Source organism: Ruminiclostridium cellobioparum DSM 1351 = ATCC 15832 (genome assembly GCF_000621505.1).
GTDB lineage: Bacteria > Bacillota > Clostridia > Acetivibrionales > DSM-1351 > Ruminiclostridium > Ruminiclostridium cellobioparum.
Window position 1 is genome coordinate 1 of sequence record NZ_JHYD01000047.1, and the last position, 18,293, is coordinate 18,293.

General features: G+C 46.0%; 9 protein-coding genes and 2 pseudogenes. All 11 read right to left on the reverse strand.

Annotated elements, in window-relative coordinates; all coding sequences use genetic code 11:
- Positions 1–354: 354 nt before the first annotated feature.
- A complete protein-coding gene (locus T344_RS0116570; RefSeq protein WP_027629634.1) occupies positions 355–2,391 on the reverse strand; it encodes a rhamnogalacturonan lyase family protein in 2,037 nt (678 codons plus the stop codon).
- Between the two features lie 22 nt (positions 2,392–2,413).
- Complete coding sequence (locus tag T344_RS0116575) at positions 2,414–2,692, reverse strand: hypothetical protein (RefSeq protein ID WP_027629635.1); 279 nt, start codon at positions 2,690–2,692, stop codon at positions 2,414–2,416.
- Between the two features lie 65 nt (positions 2,693–2,757).
- Positions 2,758–5,091 (reverse strand): non-reducing end alpha-L-arabinofuranosidase family hydrolase, encoded by a 2,334-nt coding sequence (locus tag T344_RS0116580; RefSeq protein ID WP_027629636.1) that lies wholly within the window; start codon positions 5,089–5,091, stop codon positions 2,758–2,760.
- Positions 5,092–5,146: 55 nt separating this feature from the next.
- On the reverse strand, positions 5,147–7,318 hold the full coding sequence (locus tag T344_RS0116585; RefSeq protein ID WP_027629637.1) for a family 43 glycosylhydrolase: 2,172 nt from the start codon (positions 7,316–7,318) through the stop codon (positions 5,147–5,149).
- 29 nt (positions 7,319–7,347) lie between these two features.
- Positions 7,348–7,662, reverse strand: a pseudogene (locus T344_RS0116590) (carbohydrate-binding protein); the annotation flags it as partial.
- A gap of 87 nt (positions 7,663–7,749) precedes the next feature.
- On the reverse strand, positions 7,750–10,302 hold the full coding sequence (locus tag T344_RS0116595) for a VPS10 domain-containing protein (RefSeq protein WP_027629639.1): 2,553 nt from the start codon (positions 10,300–10,302) through the stop codon (positions 7,750–7,752).
- 58 nt (positions 10,303–10,360) lie between these two features.
- On the reverse strand, positions 10,361–13,402 hold the full coding sequence (locus T344_RS0116600; RefSeq protein WP_027629640.1) for a carbohydrate-binding protein: 3,042 nt from the start codon (positions 13,400–13,402) through the stop codon (positions 10,361–10,363).
- Between the two features lie 159 nt (positions 13,403–13,561).
- Positions 13,562–14,184, reverse strand: a pseudogene (locus T344_RS29890) (carbohydrate-binding protein); the annotation flags it as partial.
- Between the two features lie 149 nt (positions 14,185–14,333).
- On the reverse strand, positions 14,334–14,720 hold the full coding sequence (locus T344_RS0116615; RefSeq protein ID WP_242842100.1) for a beta-L-arabinofuranosidase domain-containing protein: 387 nt from the start codon (positions 14,718–14,720) through the stop codon (positions 14,334–14,336).
- Positions 14,721–14,798: 78 nt separating this feature from the next.
- On the reverse strand, positions 14,799–15,266 hold the full coding sequence (locus tag T344_RS0116620; RefSeq protein WP_207641849.1) for a beta-L-arabinofuranosidase domain-containing protein: 468 nt from the start codon (positions 15,264–15,266) through the stop codon (positions 14,799–14,801).
- Positions 15,267–15,349: 83 nt separating this feature from the next.
- Positions 15,350–18,202, reverse strand: coding sequence for a carbohydrate-binding protein (locus tag T344_RS0116625; protein WP_027629645.1), 2,853 nt, complete (start codon positions 18,200–18,202; stop codon positions 15,350–15,352).
- Positions 18,203–18,293: the final 91 nt, after the last annotated feature.

Here is an 18,293-nt window from a genome sequence, read left to right on the forward strand (position 1 = left end):
GACATCGAAGCTGGTAAAACAAGGAGCTCAAAGCACCGTTTTGCAAGAGCCACTTTCGCTGCTGCTAATATACATCTGGATGCTTGGATCAAACACAAATCCTTTAGTATTCTGAGTCTATTGCAATAGTACAAGAACTTTTCAAACAGCATTTAAAAATCTTTGAATTTCAAAGGTTTATTTGCTGTCCCAAAAAATCTGGGCTCAAAATTACACAACTATTAATTTCTCAAGGTACAATGCTTTTTCTACAAATAGCTCCATTTCACAAAGAAAATGGAGTGAAGTATTGGTTTTTCTCGAAATTACCAATTACTTTTCGAGAGTATTCTTTTTATTTATGAATAATTGAAGTCAGAAAACGCTGATGATACCCAACAGATAACTTTTCACAAGTGCCAGATCGATTGAATTCACCGAAGCATCCCTGTTCACGTCGGCAGCCTTTAAATTGATACCTGTGGCATCCCCCGTCAATATATACTTCTTTAATAAAGCGAAATCCAGGGCATTTACCGTACCGTCATCATTTATATCACCATAAATAATAACAGGATTTGCAGCATCCCCGGCCAGATAAATAGATGGTTCGGGAGGTGTACTCATACCGTTTCCAAGAAAAAACCCGGTATGGGGCAGCTGGTTATAGGCTGTATTCTGCCAGGCAATCCCCAGCCTGTAGACAGGATCATGCATCAGGGTATATATCCGCCGGCTTGTCACATCTGTCGTTGTATAAATGTTCAAGTATTTATTATCCGACGTTCTCCAGACGGCTTCTTCACGCCAGTCCCCCAAAATGTCGGCCTGCAGGCAGGGAGTAGCTTTTGTGCCGTTGTTGGAGGAACAGCCGCCAGCTGAAAGCAGTGTTCCTCCGCCGTATTTGGTGATGCTGGTATTGTCCAGAAGTTCACGGAGTTCATCCCCGTCCCACCATATGGCGAAATTCTTGGGAGAAGGCGCCGCACCTATATTCTGCCCTGTACTGCTATATAAGGAACTTCCTGCCGCCCAAACCTCCTCTCCGGCATATTGCGCCGTCAGGTCGGCCGAGCATGCCCTCCCCACATCACCTGAAGCAGTGAATTTCCACAGTACGCTTCCTGTTTTGGCATCCCGGAAGGATGCGCCCACTCCTCCATTGCCGGCGGAATCCTCATGGCAGGCCCAAACCTCAAGTCCAGAACGGTTGGGGTCAAGATCTCCCACATGCATTGCATCCCCATGCCTCAGACCTGTGGTATACAAGCCTTTACCGTTGTCGTCTATGGTGCAGGAGCCGTAGATGATCTCGTCCCTATCGTCGTTGTCCACATCGGCAACACTCAGGTTGTGGTTGCCCTGCCCCGCATATCCGGAATTGCCGCTGCTGTTGCTGTCGAATATCCAGCGCCTGGTCAGGGTTGAACCGTTCCAGTCATATGCCGCAAGTACCGTCCGTGTATAGTAGCCGCGGCACATGACAAGACTTGGGTGTACCCCATCCAGGTAGGCAATGCATGCAAGAAAACGGTCCACACGGTTGCCATAGGAATCCCCCCAGCCGGAAACTGTTCCTCTGGCAGGTTCATAGTCCCCGGTATAAAGTGCCTTGCCCGTGATTCCGTCAAATACTGTAAGGTATTCCGGTCCCGACAGAATATATCCCGAGGAGTTGCGGTAGTCTGCGCCGGCATTGCCTATTGTGGCACCCGTACCGTCTTTTGTTCCATCCGCCGTCTTACAGGCCAGTTCGGCTTTACCGTCACCGTCCAGGTCATATACCATGAACTGAGTATAATGTGCTCCGGCACGTATGTTTCTTCCCAGATCTATCCGCCACAGCCGTGTGCCGTTCAGCTTATAGGCATCCAGGTAAACATTGCCGGTATATCCGCTTTGAGAATTATCCTTGGCATTGGAAGGATCCCATTTCAAAATAATTTCATATTGTCCGTCACCATCCAGATCTCCCACACTGCAATCATTTGCACTGTATGTATATGCCACCCCGTCTGGTGTGGTCCCCCCGGAAGGGATCTGGAGGGGAATCTGCATGAAGTTGCTGCCCCATACACCGACAGAAGGTGACTTTGGCAGTTCGGTACCGCCGGCCACGGCACTTACCGAGTATTTTGAACCTGCGGTGCCCGCTTTATCCACATAGTTGCCGGCGCCTGCAATATTAGCCACCAGAGCTGAGTCACGGTAAAGATTATATGTCACATTGGATTTCTCAGTACCCAATATACGCCAGCTTACAAAAACTCCTCCGCCGACCTTGACAGCCACTGTCCCGCGGTCCAGATATTCCATCTGACGGGATGCTTTTGCCGCTGCTGCCTGCGGATAGGCAGAGAACATGATCAGCAGTGCACCCAATAAAAAACTGTAAAATATTTTTCCCAACATATTCTGACCTCCATTTTAAAAGTCAATTACTATCGGCCCAAAGCCAGCTTAAAAGCAATATTACGCCTGGAAAGCTAAGGCTTTCAACCGTAATTGACTTTTGTAAAACTAATTCGGCAATCCCAGTATGTATCTCCTTATTACCCCCCAGCTCAATGATTTTGTTTATCAAGGATACATAACTGTAACCCGTAACCATTACAACCCTGTTGCCTTCATCCATAAGAAATGCATTGGGCGTGGACTCACTCAAGGCTGCCTTGCCTTCCAGCGAATAATTATAACTTTCATCAATTCCCACTTTCCTTATCTCCTCCACTGGAATCCGGTCTTCCCGCACCAAAGCGTAACTTACATTTTTAAAGCTTACCAGTCTAATGCCTGAATCATTTTTTCAGCATACCTCTTTCCAAAGGTAACCTGAGAATCATGTCCGAAGTGGAGTCGGTATTGCGTATCGGCTGAATCCACAACAAGCCCGTTTGCAGAAACCACATAACAATTTGATATTATAGAAGGCAACTGGTTTACCAGCGTATTGTGGCCTGCACATGGGCCGCTGTAAAGCAGCTCACCTGCAAGGAACGGAACGTTGCCCAGATTGAGATCCTTCCTCAGATCCTCCACCAGAGTTTTTACTTTTCCCGGCCAGCTGGTATCGCCGCTGTTTGATTCCCCCTGGTGGAAAATGATACCTTCTATGATTCCTCCCTTTTGCTGTGCAAGTTTTGCACGATTGATAATCCAGTTGTATTTACTGCCTCCGGACTTCATAAAGGTCTCTATTTTCTCACCGCTGATAGCACATGGTATCAACCCGATAGTATCACCCTCAGGAACTTTTTGTATCAGGGTTTTTCCAAACCAGTCTCCCGGGCCGATGGCACCATTCCACGCCTCATGCAGCGGAGGGCATGCCACATCCCACTGATCGGTGACACGGCCAAGGGCGGAGTTATTGTCGTAGCCTAAAACAAGCACCCTTGGGTCTTCTACCTTATCGGAATCCTGAGCCTTGGGGTATCCAGCCATATTGGATTGCCCCAGCAGAAGGAAGCAGTGGAATTTAGGATTTTCCGGGTCTGTATTCTGTCCTGGGAAAGTAGATATTATTCCCAGCAGATATTGTTTCATAAGTGAAAAATCTATAGCATTTATTTCTCCGCTGGCATCCAAATCACCCGCTTTTGTATTTTCTATTGTTCCCAGACCGAGAAGATATGCCTTGATAAGCTGTAAATCTATTGAATCTATTTGTCCGTCTGAATTTATATCACCCAGTTTTGAGACCGGTTCTACAGGTTCATTGCTGAAAGTAAACCAGTTGAGGTTAAATAAATACCCGCTTCCTCCGGTGTATTTAAGATACAGGTCATGCTTTCCGCTGACACCGCTTACACTGCATTTTACATCTGTAAAGGTCTGCCAGCCTCCGGTTCCGCCAACTTGACAGGTTCCCACCAAAGTACCGGAAGCACTGTCCAGCCTTATCTCAATATTGCCTCCGGCGTTGGCGCTGGATACTCTGGCCTGAAAGCCTGTGGCGCCGCTTCCGAAATCAATGCTCTTATAGACGGTGTAATCACCGTTTTCGATATAACCAACAGCTTCCGTGCCCTCGTCACAGGTTACGTTCTGGATTCCGGACTGGTCGTTGAAACTCTCGGCCTCTATCTTTTCAAAGGCTGTTCTTGGGTCAACAGGTGTATCAGGACTGCCGGTGTAATTTCTTATAAGACCAAGATCCCAGGTTATCTTTTGATAGTCACCTGAAAGGCTGGTCGTTCCCTGAATAAGAAAATCAACCTTGTTGATATCATTAATCTCCAGCTTCTGGTTATAACCTGCACGAATCAGTTCACCGTGGGAAACATTGGTTGTCCACTTGTCCGAATTGTATTTGGTAAGGTTACTCTTTGTGGCCCATTTATTATTAACCAGCGTCCAGGGACCTCCGGCATTTGAGGAGGTGAACAGTTCATAGCTCCTGCCGTCAAGCATGGCTTCCACCAGCAGGTAGTATTGATTGTCGGCCAGACTTTTATATACTGCCGCGCCTTCAAAAACATTGGAGCATGCAACTGTAGGTGAACTCCATCCCTTATTCGGGAAATTTGCAAGTGTGGTTCTGCGCATATACAGTTTGCCCGAGCCGTCATCCGGAGTATTATACATGTAGGCGTACTGATCGTCGCAGATTACGTAATAATCCCACCCCATATTACCGGATATCCCGAAGGATTTCGGCCCCGACCAGGAATTTGGATCGCTCGGGTCTGTGGATGTGGCATAAGCCGCCCCGTGAGTTCCGTCCTGGTAAACCAGGTACCATAATTTCTGCGGCTCAAAGTAGAATAATTCCGGTGCACAGAAATAGCTTTCGCCTATTTTGCTCAAATAGGTGCGGGAGGCATTTTTCAGCCCTGAAATGGTGCTTGCGGAGGTAAAGCACATCTGCCAGCCTCCGCTTTGATTTGCTCCTGTGTAGTACACAAGATATTTACCGTTATAGTAAACAATAGTTGGGTCCTTTGCGGCGTAATAATCGTAGGGTTTGCATTGTCCATGGAAAATTACCCTCTCGTCCACATTCCAGGACGGGTTCGGGTTGGCGGCTCCATAAACCACCGAGCCTGAGGCTGTTAATAATAAAACCATCCCTACAGCAATTGCAAAAAGTTGTTTAAGAAAATGTTTCATAGTCTCATCCTTCCTTTTATTTTAATGATTTCATTAGATTTAATTTCTTCTTTCCTTATTCTTGCTGTTCCATCGGATTACCCAGCAAATACTGCTTAAGTATTGAAAAATCAATCGCATTAACTTCACCACTGGAATCCAGGTCGGCTAACTTGGTGTCTTCTATATTTGCCAGGCCCAGAAGATATGCTTTCAACAATTGGAAGTCCAGAGCATCTATCTGCCCGTCGGAATTTACATCTCCCTGTTGGTAGTAACCGCCTTTCCCGAATTGGAACCAGTTAAGGTTGAACAGGTATCCGCTTCCCCCTGTGAACTTTAGATACAGGTCATGCTTTCCGCTTGCACCGCCGATATTGCATTTTACATCGGTAAAGGTCTGCCAATCCCCGGTCGCTGCCACCTGACAGGTTCCTATCAGAGGACCGGTTATGCTGTCAAGCCTGATTTCAATATTACCCCCGCTGGCAGGGCTCGATGCTCTGGCCTGAAAGCCTGCCGCACCGTTTTCGAAATCAATATTCCTGTAAACAGCGTAATCACCGTTTTCAATGTAGCCAATAGCATCTGTTCCCTCGTCACAGGTTACAATCTGAATACCGGATTGTGCGCTGTAGTTCTCTGCTTCGATTTTTGAAAAAGCCGATACGGGCTCGGGGGCTGGAGCATCCGGACCAGGCGTATCATTTAACCTGAACCAATCGACATCCATATAACCTGAACTTCCGGAGGGATTGAAATTCAAAATAGCATACTGTTCACCCTGAAATGTGCCATACTGCCAATCAAAGCCCATGGTTATTGTTGTTCCCAGTGGCTGCCAGCTTTTGGCTTCCCCATCTTTCCAGAAAAACTTTGCCTGTTTGTTGCTGAAATTCATTTCTATACGGAAGTACAAAATATTTGAAGTTATATTATTGACAGTAGCTTTTACACTGTCTTCCTCCGACATTATAATGCGCTTCGGATTACCTGTTACTGCGATATAGCCCCTCGGATCGCCTAACATTCCCAATCCGCCTATGTCTCCCGGCTGCATGGCACTGCAGTCTATTTTAATGGTGCCTGAACTGGTCAATCCCTGGCCTTTTTGAGTTAAACTGTTTCTTGCATGCCAAAAATCCGAGCCGGTAGTAGCTTTTAATCTCAAAGCTGAGCTGGTAAGTGACCATTTTGTATTATCCGGATTATGATTCCACATCCATTGAAGTCCCAGGGTGCCGCCATTAAATTCATCTGATGCTTGCGGCACTTTGACGGCCTTATTCAGAATTGGTTTGGCATAGGACGCTTCAACCACTCCCAGGTGTCCCTCTCTTCCGAACATTGGCCAGCCATTTTGCCAGGTAATGGGACATATTCTGGTCATACGGCCGATTCCGCCATCATCCTGGTGCAGATAGCCCCAGTAGCTTCCATCCGGCAAATCTACAATACCGCCCTGATGGCCGCCTTTTCCTGCCGTACATAAGGTGGTAGTCTCACCATAAGGCCCCCACAGGCCTGACGCACGGGAGCATACTAATTTTTGTGCGGGAACAGCGTTAAATAAATAATATTTTCCTTTGGCTTTTACTAAATGAGAGCCCTCAACATTATTATAAGAAAGAATTACCTTTTCAGACCCCGTCGTAGCACTCAATCCGGAATTCAGCTGTATCATGCTGATCTTATTCTGCCACGCTCCGCCAAAGACCAGATAAGGAATACCGTCATCCTCAATAAATAAGGCGGGATCAAAATAGCTACCATTCAACACACTGTACTTCCATGGTCCTGCAACATCAGTGGCACTGTAAATACGGGTATTTTCTCCATTAGGAGTAACCACCACATAAAATGTACCGTTCCTGTAAGCTATGGAAGGAGCAAAGCACCCGCCGCCGTATTTCACTCCGCCCTGCATGTTATATGCATTGTTTCCGGTAAATGTATCTATGCAATGGCCCACAATTTCCCAGTTGACCATATCCTCGGATCTGCTGATAACCAACCCGGGTACATTGACAAAAGTGGAAGTTGCCAGATAAAAATAATTTCCAACCCTGATCATGCTGGGATCTGGATAGTCAGCATACATCACCGGGTTGTTGAAGGTGCCGTTTCCGTTGTCAGACTGCCATGCGAAAGCAAAAGTAATTTGAGAAAGCAATAAACACAATATCAAAAGAAATATGTAATATTTTTTTAATCCAAAGCCTTTTTTGTGCCTCAAAATACTTAACATATAACCCCCCCTAAATAAATATAATTTTCTTATGCCTGCCCCGGAAAATTACTAATGATTCCCAATAAATATTGCTTCAGCAAGGAAAAGTCCAGTGCGTTTATTTCTCCATTTGCATCCAAATCAGCCAGTTTTGTATTTTCACCGGTAAATTTGAGATACAGGTCATGTTTTCCGCCACCCCCGCTTACGGCACAATTTACATCAGTAAATGCCTGCCAGCCTCCGGTTCCTGCAACAGGGCAGGTACCTATGAGAGTACCGGTAATACTTTCAAGCCTTATCTCAATATTGCCGCCGCTTGTAGCACTTGATACTCTGGCCTTGAAGCTTGCCACTCCGGCTTTTCCCCCTGTATTTATTTTAAAACCCCATACCAACTTTCAATTGGGAAAGCACTTGGAGCAGGTGCTGCTTTCCCAATTGAAAAGTCAATCAGAATAAGGCAATTTCGTAACGGTACCCAGCAGGAACCTTTTAAACACTGAAAAATCCAGCGCATCAATTACACCGTCGGAATTGAGATCGCCTGCTATAATATCATTTTCAACAGGAAAATCGTTTATTGCGCCGAGAAGATACATCTTCATCAGTGCATAATCAGTTGCATCTACACTTTTATCACCATTCAGATCTCCTACTATAATCTCAGGAATTGTACCTGCGGGTTCACCCATTTTTATTCCAAAGCCGTTAGTACCGATATATACACGGCCATAAACCCTGCGGTCGCCTGTCAGATCCGCATTGGCATTACCAAATTGGTTGGCCGCGTCATTAATTTTGACCCAGGTTGCTCCTGCATCGTCGGAACGGTAGAAGCCGCGTACATTGTCAACTACCCCCTGAATGTATATGGCAGGATAGCTCTGTCCCGGTGCTGCCATGCCAAAGCCCACCGTTTCAGATTTCTGAACATTGGAAAGCTTGGTGAATGATTTACCTCCGTCAGTGGAATGCCACAAACCATTTATCCCTTCAGTGTTATCTCCTCCCGGAGCCAGCCATATATCCCCTTCCCTGCCAAAAACAGCCTTGAAGTTACCGGTGCTGCCCTTTTTGGGAAGACCTGCTGCCGCCGACTTTGTAAAGCTCTTCCCCTTGTCGGTGCTGTAGTAAAATTCTCCGTCCTTGTATGCATAGAATTTATTCGGGTTGACACGATCGGAGCGCACTTTTGCTTTATTCGGGACCCCTCCCGTTACAGGAGTCCACGTATTACCGTTATCTGTCGAGTAGCACACCGGTACATAGTCTACTGCAGGAGCATATACAACCGCAGTACCGTCGGCGTTTGCGGCTATAGTACCGCCTCCTCCGGTCATGGGCATGCCGTTGGGTTCGCTGTTGCCCTGGAACCAGTTTTCACCGGCTGAATATGAAAAACCCGTGCGGTTGGTATTGGGATTCCATTGCTTGTCCACGTCTCCGCAGCGTACCCAGAACTGCGGATTATTTTCAGCGTAATCTATACAGTGGTTGCTGGTAAGATTGGGCTGTACAAATATCCACGGGTGAGCCTTTGTCAGGTCGGTGTGTAAAAAGCCTGCAATGTCACCCAGCCCGCTTACCAGATTTGGACCGGTGGGAGGACTGACCAGACTCAGCACCGACGTTTCCTCCATACCAATGGAGCCAACCTTGATAACCATTGTTCCGTCATCCCATTTATCCGCATTATCGCATTTCCATATACCCGCACCTGTACCGAACATGAATCTGCTGGAGTTAAAGGGGTCTATCTCAAGCGACGCCATCATCGCTCCGAGTTTAGGAGAAGTCTCAGGCATTGATTTTAACTGTCCGAAGTCCATCCACGGTGCCTGTGATATATCAAGTGTATACTTGTTGACACGGTTGGGATAACCTGCCATGCTCCAAATCGGAGACCAGGTATTACCTCCGTCCTTACTGCGCCAGATATAACCGTCAGGCCACCAGGAACTCAGGGATGCTGCCATTATGATGTCGGGATTCTGCGGATCAATTGCCAGTCCGCCGTAGCCAAAGTAGCAGTTGGCCGTATCTGTGGAAGGTATGGGACTTATCCTTGTCCATACTCCGGTTGCAGTTTCAAGTTTCCATACATCTCCCGTACTTCCGTCATAAGGCCCCTGGGTGTTGTTGTACGGAACATACAGTATGCCTTTTGGGCTCATCTTTCCGTGCTGAGGCAGCATGCCTGTCGGCTGGCCCGGAACGGCCTCCCACGTATTGCCTCCGTCGTTGCTGCGGTATATACTTTCTTTGAGGTCGGCTACACCGACGTAAATTGTTTTTGTAGCATTCCCGGCAGTACTTGACTTTTTATCAAAAGTCACCCATACAACCCCAGGATAATGGTTCAGGTAATCGTTGGTGTCGTTGGGATCTTGAATATAAGTACCCGGGTTGGGGAAACTGGCTACTTTTGTCCAGGTTGCTCCATAGTCCGAACTCTTCCAAAGCCCTTGTCCCTCACGGGCACCCATGAAAAGAATGCTGTTTTTATTCGGGTCTATGGCCAGACGCTCACCCATGTTACGTCCAGGCATATTTCCTCCGACCTTGAACGGAAGCTCTGTTATCTGGAACGTATTTCCCTTGTCGGTGGATCGCAGAACCGCTCCTCTTGAGCCCCAACTGTTGGTATACAAGCCGCATTGCAGATAAAGCCGGTTTGGATCTGCTGCATCGGTAGCCAGACTGTCTACCCCGGCAAGCTCCCAGTCCTCATAGCTTACCCAGTTCATGAGCTGGGTCCAGGTATTGCCACCATCGGTGCTGCGGTAGGCACCTCCCATGTCGGTACGGGCATATACCAGGTTTTTCTCGGTTTGGTTAAAAACTATTCCCGGTATGTATCCCCCTCCTCCTTCAATCTTTACATTTTGCCATTTGTACGGTTGTGCAGCAGCTGCCATTGATGCCGTTGGCAATACTATACTCAGCATCAGGCTAAGGGCTGCTATCAGACTTCCAAAGTACAGTAATTTTTTTCTCATTGTATATTCCCCTTTCCAATGTGTATTAAGTTCCAGAATAAATAATGTATTGCGACCTTCAGGGTAATACAGAAATACCCAGCAGCAACTTCTTAAACGCTGCAAAATCAAGTGCGTCAATAACTCCGTCCTTGTTCAAATCGCCTGCTGCAAGGTCATTCACTACAGGAAAATCGTTAATTAATCCAAGAAGGTACTTTTTCATCAGAGCATAGTCTGTTGCATCAACACTTGCATCTCCATTGAGATCCCCGGTAAGTATCGGTGTTCCGGTTTCCTTGGAAAACTGGAACCAGTTAATGTTAAATAAATATCCGCTTTCTCCGGTATATTTCAGGTATAAGTCATGCTTTCCGCTTACCCCGCTGACAGCACACGATACATCGGTGAAGGCCTGCCAACCGCCGGTTCCGGCAACCGGACAAGTTCCTGCCAAAGAACCTGTAATACTGTCAAGCCTGATTTCAATATTACCTCCGTTGGCAGCACTGGATACTCTGGCCTGAAAGCTTTTAGCACCAGCTTCAAAATCCATATTCCGGTAAACGGTGTAATCCCCGTTTTCAATATAGCCGACTGCATCTGTACCTTCATCACAGGTAACATTTTGGATTCCCGATTGACTGTTATAGCTTTCAGCCTCAACCCTTTTATACGGAGATATTGGCTGCTCAACCGGTCCTCCGGTTGAGGTTATGGTCACACTGCCTGCAGACAGTCCATTCGAACTTGCTGTTACTTCAATGGTGCCGCTGTTTTTGGTTGATTGGACAATTACAAGGCATTTACCGCTAAAGGCCTTTCTGCTGTTCGCTTTATACGGCTCGGTGCTTATGGAGTTTCCATTATCAACCCCAACAATCACCCCTGGTCCTGATATGGAAAAATTCACACTGTTGGCTGCAGTCGGAACTGTAACATTGCTGGCATCGGCAATATCGGTTTCAATATAGACCAAATCCCTGCCATCAGCGGTAATAGATGTCCTGTCCGGTTTCAGCAAAACTTTCGAAGCTGCTCCCGCAGTAACAACCTCATCGTAAACTACCGTACCGCCTTTGGTACCCTTGGCCCGCAAAGTCCCTGAGGCCCACGGAACGTTCCAGGTAAGGTGTCCGGAGGTCCCAACACTCTTGGAACCAAGCGAAGTCCCATTCAGGAATAACTCAACCGCATCACAGTTACTGTAAGCCCACACCTCCACATTAGTGCCGTTTGACCAATTCCAGTGCGGCAGGATATGTACCATTGGCTTGGTAGTCCACTTACTCTGATAAAAATAGTAAATATCCTTCGGAAAACCGCAAGTGTCCACTATTCCAAAATATGAACTCTTGGCAGGCCATCCGTAAGGTGTAGGTTCACCGATATAGTCAAATCCGGTCCATATGAATTCGCCGGCCATGTAATTGCGTTTGTTGATTTCATTATATGATGATTCGGCGCTGCTTCCCCAACTGACCACACTGTTGTCATAAGAGGAACACTGGTTGTCGCTGTCGGTCAGGATATTTTTATTTGTCGGGGTTTTATAGATACCCCGGCTTCTTACTGCCGAACTGGTCTCACTGCCAAACATCTTCCAGCCCGGGTGAGAGCTGTGTCCACTGTCATACGTATACGGAAAATAATTATATCCCACCAGATCGAGAACGTTGGCAGCAGCTATTGGACCTGCATCGCCCATACTCACAGCAAAAAAGCCACAGGTTACCGGCCGGGTGGTATCGATGGCCCTAACCCAGTTTCTAAGGTTGGTAGCGGTAGCAGCTGTGGGTGAAGGAATCTCATTTCCAATGCTCCACATTATAATCGATGGATGGTTGCGGTCTCTGGTGACCATAGCCTGAACATCGGCCTGCGCCCAATTTTTGAAATAGAGATGGTAGTCATTGGAAACCTTCCCGGTTTCCCAGCAGTCAAATGCCTCCTCCATAACAATTAAGCCTAGCCTGTCGCAAATTTCAAGAAATTGCGGATCAGCAGGATTATGTGAAGTACGGATAGCATTACATCCCATATCCTTCATCATCTGCAGCTCTCTTTCAATAGCACGGTAATTAACTGCCGCTCCCAGAGCCCCCAGATCATGATGCATGCAGACACCGTTTAATTTCGTATTTACCCCGTTCAGGGAAAATCCGGTTGTTGAACTAAAATTGAAATAACGGAAGCCCATAGTGGACCTATAAGTATCAACCACGGCCCCATCAACAACAACCTGAGTTTGTACCGAATAAATATATGGTGAGGCCGGAGACCATAAGTGTGGGTTGGATATTGAGAAATCCTGGCTGAAGGTATTGTTGCCTTTAGCTGAAACATTAACTGCCGCTGCTTCATTTGATGCTACTGAATTACCGTCTGCATCTGTTATGGTGGTTTTCAGGGAAACTGATTTCGCCGAACTATCCTCGTTTAATATCCTGGTGCTGACATTGGCCGTAGCTGAACTACTGCTTACGGTTGGTGTTGTAACAGCCATTCCGCAGTATGCTACATGTACCGGCTCCACTACCGTCAACCATACGTTGCGGTAAATGCCGCTTCCCGAATACCAGCGGCTGGTCGGCAGGTTGTTATTAAGCTTGACTGCTATAACGTTATTGCCTCCAATATTAAGATAAGGTGTCAGATCGTATTCAAAGGAAATATAGCCATATGGACGTGTTCCCAGTGAGGTGCCGTTTATCCATACCTGACTGTTCATATAAGCTCCGTCAAACTCTATGAAAACTTTCTTGCCGGCATAATCAGAGGGCACTGTAAAGCTTTTCCTGTACCATCCGATTCCGCCGTCCAGATATCCCCCTCCGGAACCTGAAGCGGAATTCTGGTTGAAAGTATTATAAATACTCCAATCATGCGGTAAAGTAACATTTGACCAGCTGCTGTCATTATAGCTGGTATCTTGCCCGTTACTTACATCACCCTTGTTAAACTTCCAGCCTTCATTGAAACTCTGGCCTCTCAATCCGTTGTATATATCCGTACCCATCAATTTTTCCGTTGCAGCCATTGCCGGCTGCTGCGGAATGGTAATTACGGACAGCATTAATGTTATCGCAAGAAATATGCCTAAAATCAACTTTCTTGTCATATTAACTATCATTCCTTTCGCTGTGCTCAAGGCACAAAAAGTGATGAAAAACTTATATCCTTTATCGCAATGTGGCGAATAAAGGAGGTTAATACCTTATGGAACAAGTTCTTAAATAAAATATTAAGCACTTAGCCCCGGCATACTTTACTAGATCTGTTAGGGCAATTCTGTGATAATGCCCAACAGGTATTTCCTGAAAACGGCAAAATCAAGCGAATCAATTACACCATCAAGGTTCAAATCTCCAGCTTTAAGATCATCTTGTACGGGAAAAGCGTCAATTAACCCTAGAATATATTTTTTCATCAGAGCATAGTCTGTAGCATCGATGCTGTTATCCCCGTTGAGGTCACCTGTGGTAACCGGAGTTACACTTTCTCCGATAAATTTGAACCAGTTTACATTGAACAAGTACCCGCTTCCTCCTGTAATTTCAGATATAAGTTATGTCTTCCGCTTGCTCCCTTTATACTGCATTTTGCATCAGTCCAAGTCTGCCAGCCGCCGGTCGAAGCGACAGGACAGGTTCCGACCAGTGTGCCGTTTGCACTGTCAAGTCTGATCTCAATATTGCCCCCGTTGGTGGCACTGGATAATCTGGCCTGGAAGCTTGCAGTTCCGCTGTCGAAATTCATATCGTTATATACCACATAATCCCCGTTTTCTATATTTGCTACATTCAGCCCGCCTTCGGAACAACTTTCAGTTGATATGCCTGTCTGACTGTTGTAACTCTCCGCTTCAATCTTTGTGAAGGGCGATCGTGGACCACTTAAAGTAAAGTAGATTCCATATCTGTCTTTATATTTCTGATAATAGGGGGTGAATACCAAGCTGCTGTCAGCGTCGGTATTTTTCAATGTGAATTCCAATTTTCCCGGTGTCTGAACCAAATTGGTCCTAATATTGCCGAGCCAGTTATCTATACTCAAACCGGACCGGTTGGGGAATTAATATTAATGCTCTCCTTGACAGTTACGGTTTTTGTGGCTGTCGTTACTCCCCATCCCACAGAGGATGTTGTCATACTTTCCGATCCGAGTCCTGCACATAAAACAACCGGGCCATATGTAAAAGCTACAACATTTTGATTATCAGTACATCTTGATACCTGTAACTCCGAAGGAATGGTCAACTCACCCCTGTCTCCCGCGCTCCAAACTCTGCCGACATCAATATAGCCATCTACTTTGGAGATGTTAACTGCTGTACCGTTGATCTTAACCGTCACACTTTTGCCTGAGGCAGTCCAATATGGTGACCGGAATTTAATTTTTAGTGCAGAAGCAGGTGCACTGTTAATTGTAAACGTCACGGAATCGGATAGAGGAATATTGGCTTGCTGTGTTAATGAAAGACCTTTCTCACTCCGGTAGCCTTCCCTTCAACAACATCAAATTGCGACGGTTGTTCCGCATATATATCCGTCCCCTCTTTTGTTCTGACAAGCCTGTAATTCAGGAATAATCAGATCAATCCTTTTCTTTAAACCAGCATTTACCGTAGGATTGGTTTTGGTATTTTTATATGCCTGAGCCAATGCCTCCATGTAATGTCCGATCGTATGACCTTCAATCGGTGTGCTTTCCCAACCGCCGTACTTGCTGTAGTTGGTTGACAAGCCCGCGGTTTGTTTAAATCCGACCAGCAAACGGTTGGGATCAATCGATTGCAGATACGCGATTTCTTTGTTGAAAGCATTTGTCAAATAAGGGTCTGTAACGGTTAGCTGTTCCATATCGAATGGGTGTAGCAGTTCGGTGCTTGCCGCAGACACCGATGGAGGCATTGCCAACATCTGTGATAGTGATAATGCAAGCAGAAATATCAGTAATAGGCAAATTGTCTTTTTAGTTCTCATATGCATATATTCCCTCCCGATAACAAAATAGCTGTTTGGCTAACTGAAAATGTAATAACTCGCTGTTTTATGGATCTAAATTCCTAATTAATGCCCAACAGATCTTTCTTAAAAATAGCAAAATCCAGTGCATCAATTACACCGTCCTTGTTTAAATCACCTGCTTCAAGTCCATTTTCAACAGGAAATTTCTCAATCGTTCCAAGAATATACATCTTCATCAGCGCATAGTCTGTTGCATCCACAGTATTATCACCATTAAGGTCTCCGGCAAGCGTTTGGGTTGTGCCTGCTGTAAACTTGAACCAATTAAGGTTAAACAGGTATCCGCTCCCTCCAGTAAATTTCAGATACAGATTATGTGTTCCGCTGGCACCGCTGACATTGCATGCTGCATCAGCCCATGTCTGCCAGCCGCCTGTACCCGTAACCGGGCAAGTTCCTACCAAAGTTCCGTTGACACTGTCAAGCCTGATCTCAATATTACCTCCGCTTGCTCCGCTGGCTACTCTTGCCTTAAAGCTGCTGACACCGCTGCCGAAATTGAAATTGTTGTAAACCGCAAAGTCTCCGTTTTCAATATATCCCAAATTCTGTCCGCCTTCGCTGCAAGTTTCAGTCTGGACACCTGACTGCGAGGAAAAACTCTCTGCTTCAATCTGTGAAGCAGATCCGCTCACTCTGAGCAGTGCAGCCGATTCACCTACCTTGGCACCTGACGGATTCACTACGAATAACTTGTAGGTTCCGGCAGTTTCGGGAGTTACAATAGCTGTGGCATCTCCTGCAGCCTTGGTCATAGTTGATCCTGCGACAAAACTTGTTGTCCCGGAAGGAGCAAACCATACCGTATTTGCCGGGTTTCCGCTGCTCCTTATGTTTAAGCCTGTTCCACCTTTTGTGGAACAGCTGGCAGGGAATACATAATCCTGTACCGGGAAAAGCGAATCCGGCAAAATGCTCCTGTAAGCATCCTGCACTCCGGCATTCAAGACGATATTGTACTGTGCCAGAGGCCATACATTATCTGAAACTGCAACTGGTGTATCTATGGTACTGTTCGGAGGGTTTTTACCCATTTTATTGACTGTTGCGTAGGTTCTCAGTATTGTTAAGTCGTGCTTCTCACCGTAATCCTCGCAATTAATTGTGTAGGTTACCCCCGGGCTGATATCAAGTACATTATCATTTTCCGTTATATATGCACTTCCTTCATCGTTGTGCAGTCCGTAGGTAGGTCCGGTCGAATTGTCGGGGATCCCCTTAACATAGTTTTCATTAATAGTGGTATAAGGCATCTGCCCTATTGTGTATATTGCTCCGCTGTCATGGAGTCTGTTTAAGGCATTATATACCCGGTTATTATTTATTACGTTGTCCTTGCAGGTGGTTGAGTCTTTGAAATTGCGCCAGCCCCATCCCAGCGTTATACCGTTATATCCTGAGGTATGCACAGTGTTATTCGTTATTTTAAGCTTATTTACAAAGAAGGCGGTTATTCCGGCACATCCCCCGAAGCCGGGGGCAGTACTGCAGTCCCACAGCATATTATTATTTATTACGTTATTTGTACAAATACCCTCTATACCGGGAGCGTATTTCTGATGTTCTCCGCCATCGCCTAAATATACATGCTGCGGATGGCCTACTGTAACACCGCTGGCTGTAATATCATAGATAAAGTTACCTATAAGACTGGAATTGATAACATCGTTTACCATGGTAATTCCGTCGGCACCGCTGTGCTTGACTATATTGCCTATAAAGTTGATGGAATCACTGCTGCTTACGTTTATCATTCCGGGATATGTATCGAGAAGAGTGTACTTGGTGTCGTGCCAATTGCCGTTATAATAGCCTATATATGCGTCAGCACTCTGGCAGGTGGTTCTGCCGTATGAATCTCCAACTTTTACAAGGTTCCAATCGGTATTTGCAAAGGTAATGCCCTGGAAGGTTATATTCTTTACCCTGCTTGTGTTAGATTTCCCTGCAATGTCGATCAGCTTATCTACAACTGGAGCCTCAACATCGGCAGTAGCCATATTCTCACCTGACCGTAAATAATAATAAAGCGTTTTTGTAGTCTTGTTAAAATAGAATTGCCCCGGAGAATTTAAAAACTCGAAGGCATTATATATTGTATGGGTACTGGTGGTAGTAAATGCCGCACCCCAACCAGGCAATTGTGCCATTGCTCCATAAGGCTGCTGTAAAAGAAGTACCCTGGAAGAGCCGGATGTAATGACGTCCCTGGTACAGACAACATTCTCATTCCAGGTGGAGCCGTTCACTATCTCAAGATCATCCTTATTGCTGGTGATTTCAGGTACATCCGATGTGTTGTACTTTACTCCGTCACTATTGCTGCCGCTTGTCCAAACCCAGCTTGCCTGTCCTTTTGTTACGGAATAAGTTCCATACCCCCCTTGACCTTTCACTGTTTTTTTGGTCATCTGAGCCCTCTTGTCATTCACAAAAAGGTACCTCAGTTTGGTATTGCGGTTCAAGGCAGCCTTATATATGTTGCCGCTGTGCTGGGTCCACCCGGTAACCTTTGTTGCACCGTTCAAAACAGGGACTTCTCCCTGGTACGCCTGGTAATATATCCTGTATCCGTTTGTCCCGGAATCCTCCGGTCCAAAGGTAACAGTACTGGTTATGCGATAGTCTCCGCCCCTCAAATAGACATAAATATCACCGGTCATATTTTTATTGATTGTACGGACAGCATCACGAGCCTTAACTATTGTCTGGAAGGGTGCATCAATAGTTCCGGGATTACTGTCGCTCCCCGTTGGGGATACATAATAGGCTGCCTGCGTCGCGGCAGAAACAGCAATTGGTGAAATTGAAATTGTAAAAATACTGCATAAAATAATCAACAAAGAAAGAATAAATGAAACCTGCCTTTTTGGTGCATTCTGTTTTATCATACTTTTCCCCCTATATGAAAATTTTGAATCATCAGCTAAAAATACCTGCTTGGTATATGGTTAAAGGGACATCGCCCGTCAAGCAGTCCCA

Bases quoted from the DNA above. Each gene is read 5' to 3' on its own strand.
- T344_RS0116580 (WP_027629636.1), bottom strand. From the start codon at position 5,091: ATGAAACATTTTCTTAAACAACTTTTTGCAATTGCTGTAGGGATGGTT.
- T344_RS0116600 (WP_027629640.1), bottom strand. From the start codon at position 13,402: ATGACAAGAAAGTTGATTTTAGGCATATTTCTTGCGATAACATTAATG.
- T344_RS0116620 (WP_207641849.1), bottom strand. From the start codon at position 15,266: ATGAGAACTAAAAAGACAATTTGCCTATTACTGATATTTCTGCTTGCA.
- T344_RS0116595 (WP_027629639.1), bottom strand. From the start codon at position 10,302: ATGAGAAAAAAATTACTGTACTTTGGAAGTCTGATAGCAGCCCTTAGC.
- T344_RS0116570 (WP_027629634.1), bottom strand. From the start codon at position 2,391: ATGTTGGGAAAAATATTTTACAGTTTTTTATTGGGTGCACTGCTGATC.
- T344_RS0116585 (WP_027629637.1), bottom strand. From the start codon at position 7,318: ATGTTAAGTATTTTGAGGCACAAAAAAGGCTTTGGATTAAAAAAATAT.
- T344_RS0116625 (WP_027629645.1), bottom strand. From the start codon at position 18,202: ATGATAAAACAGAATGCACCAAAAAGGCAGGTTTCATTTATTCTTTCT.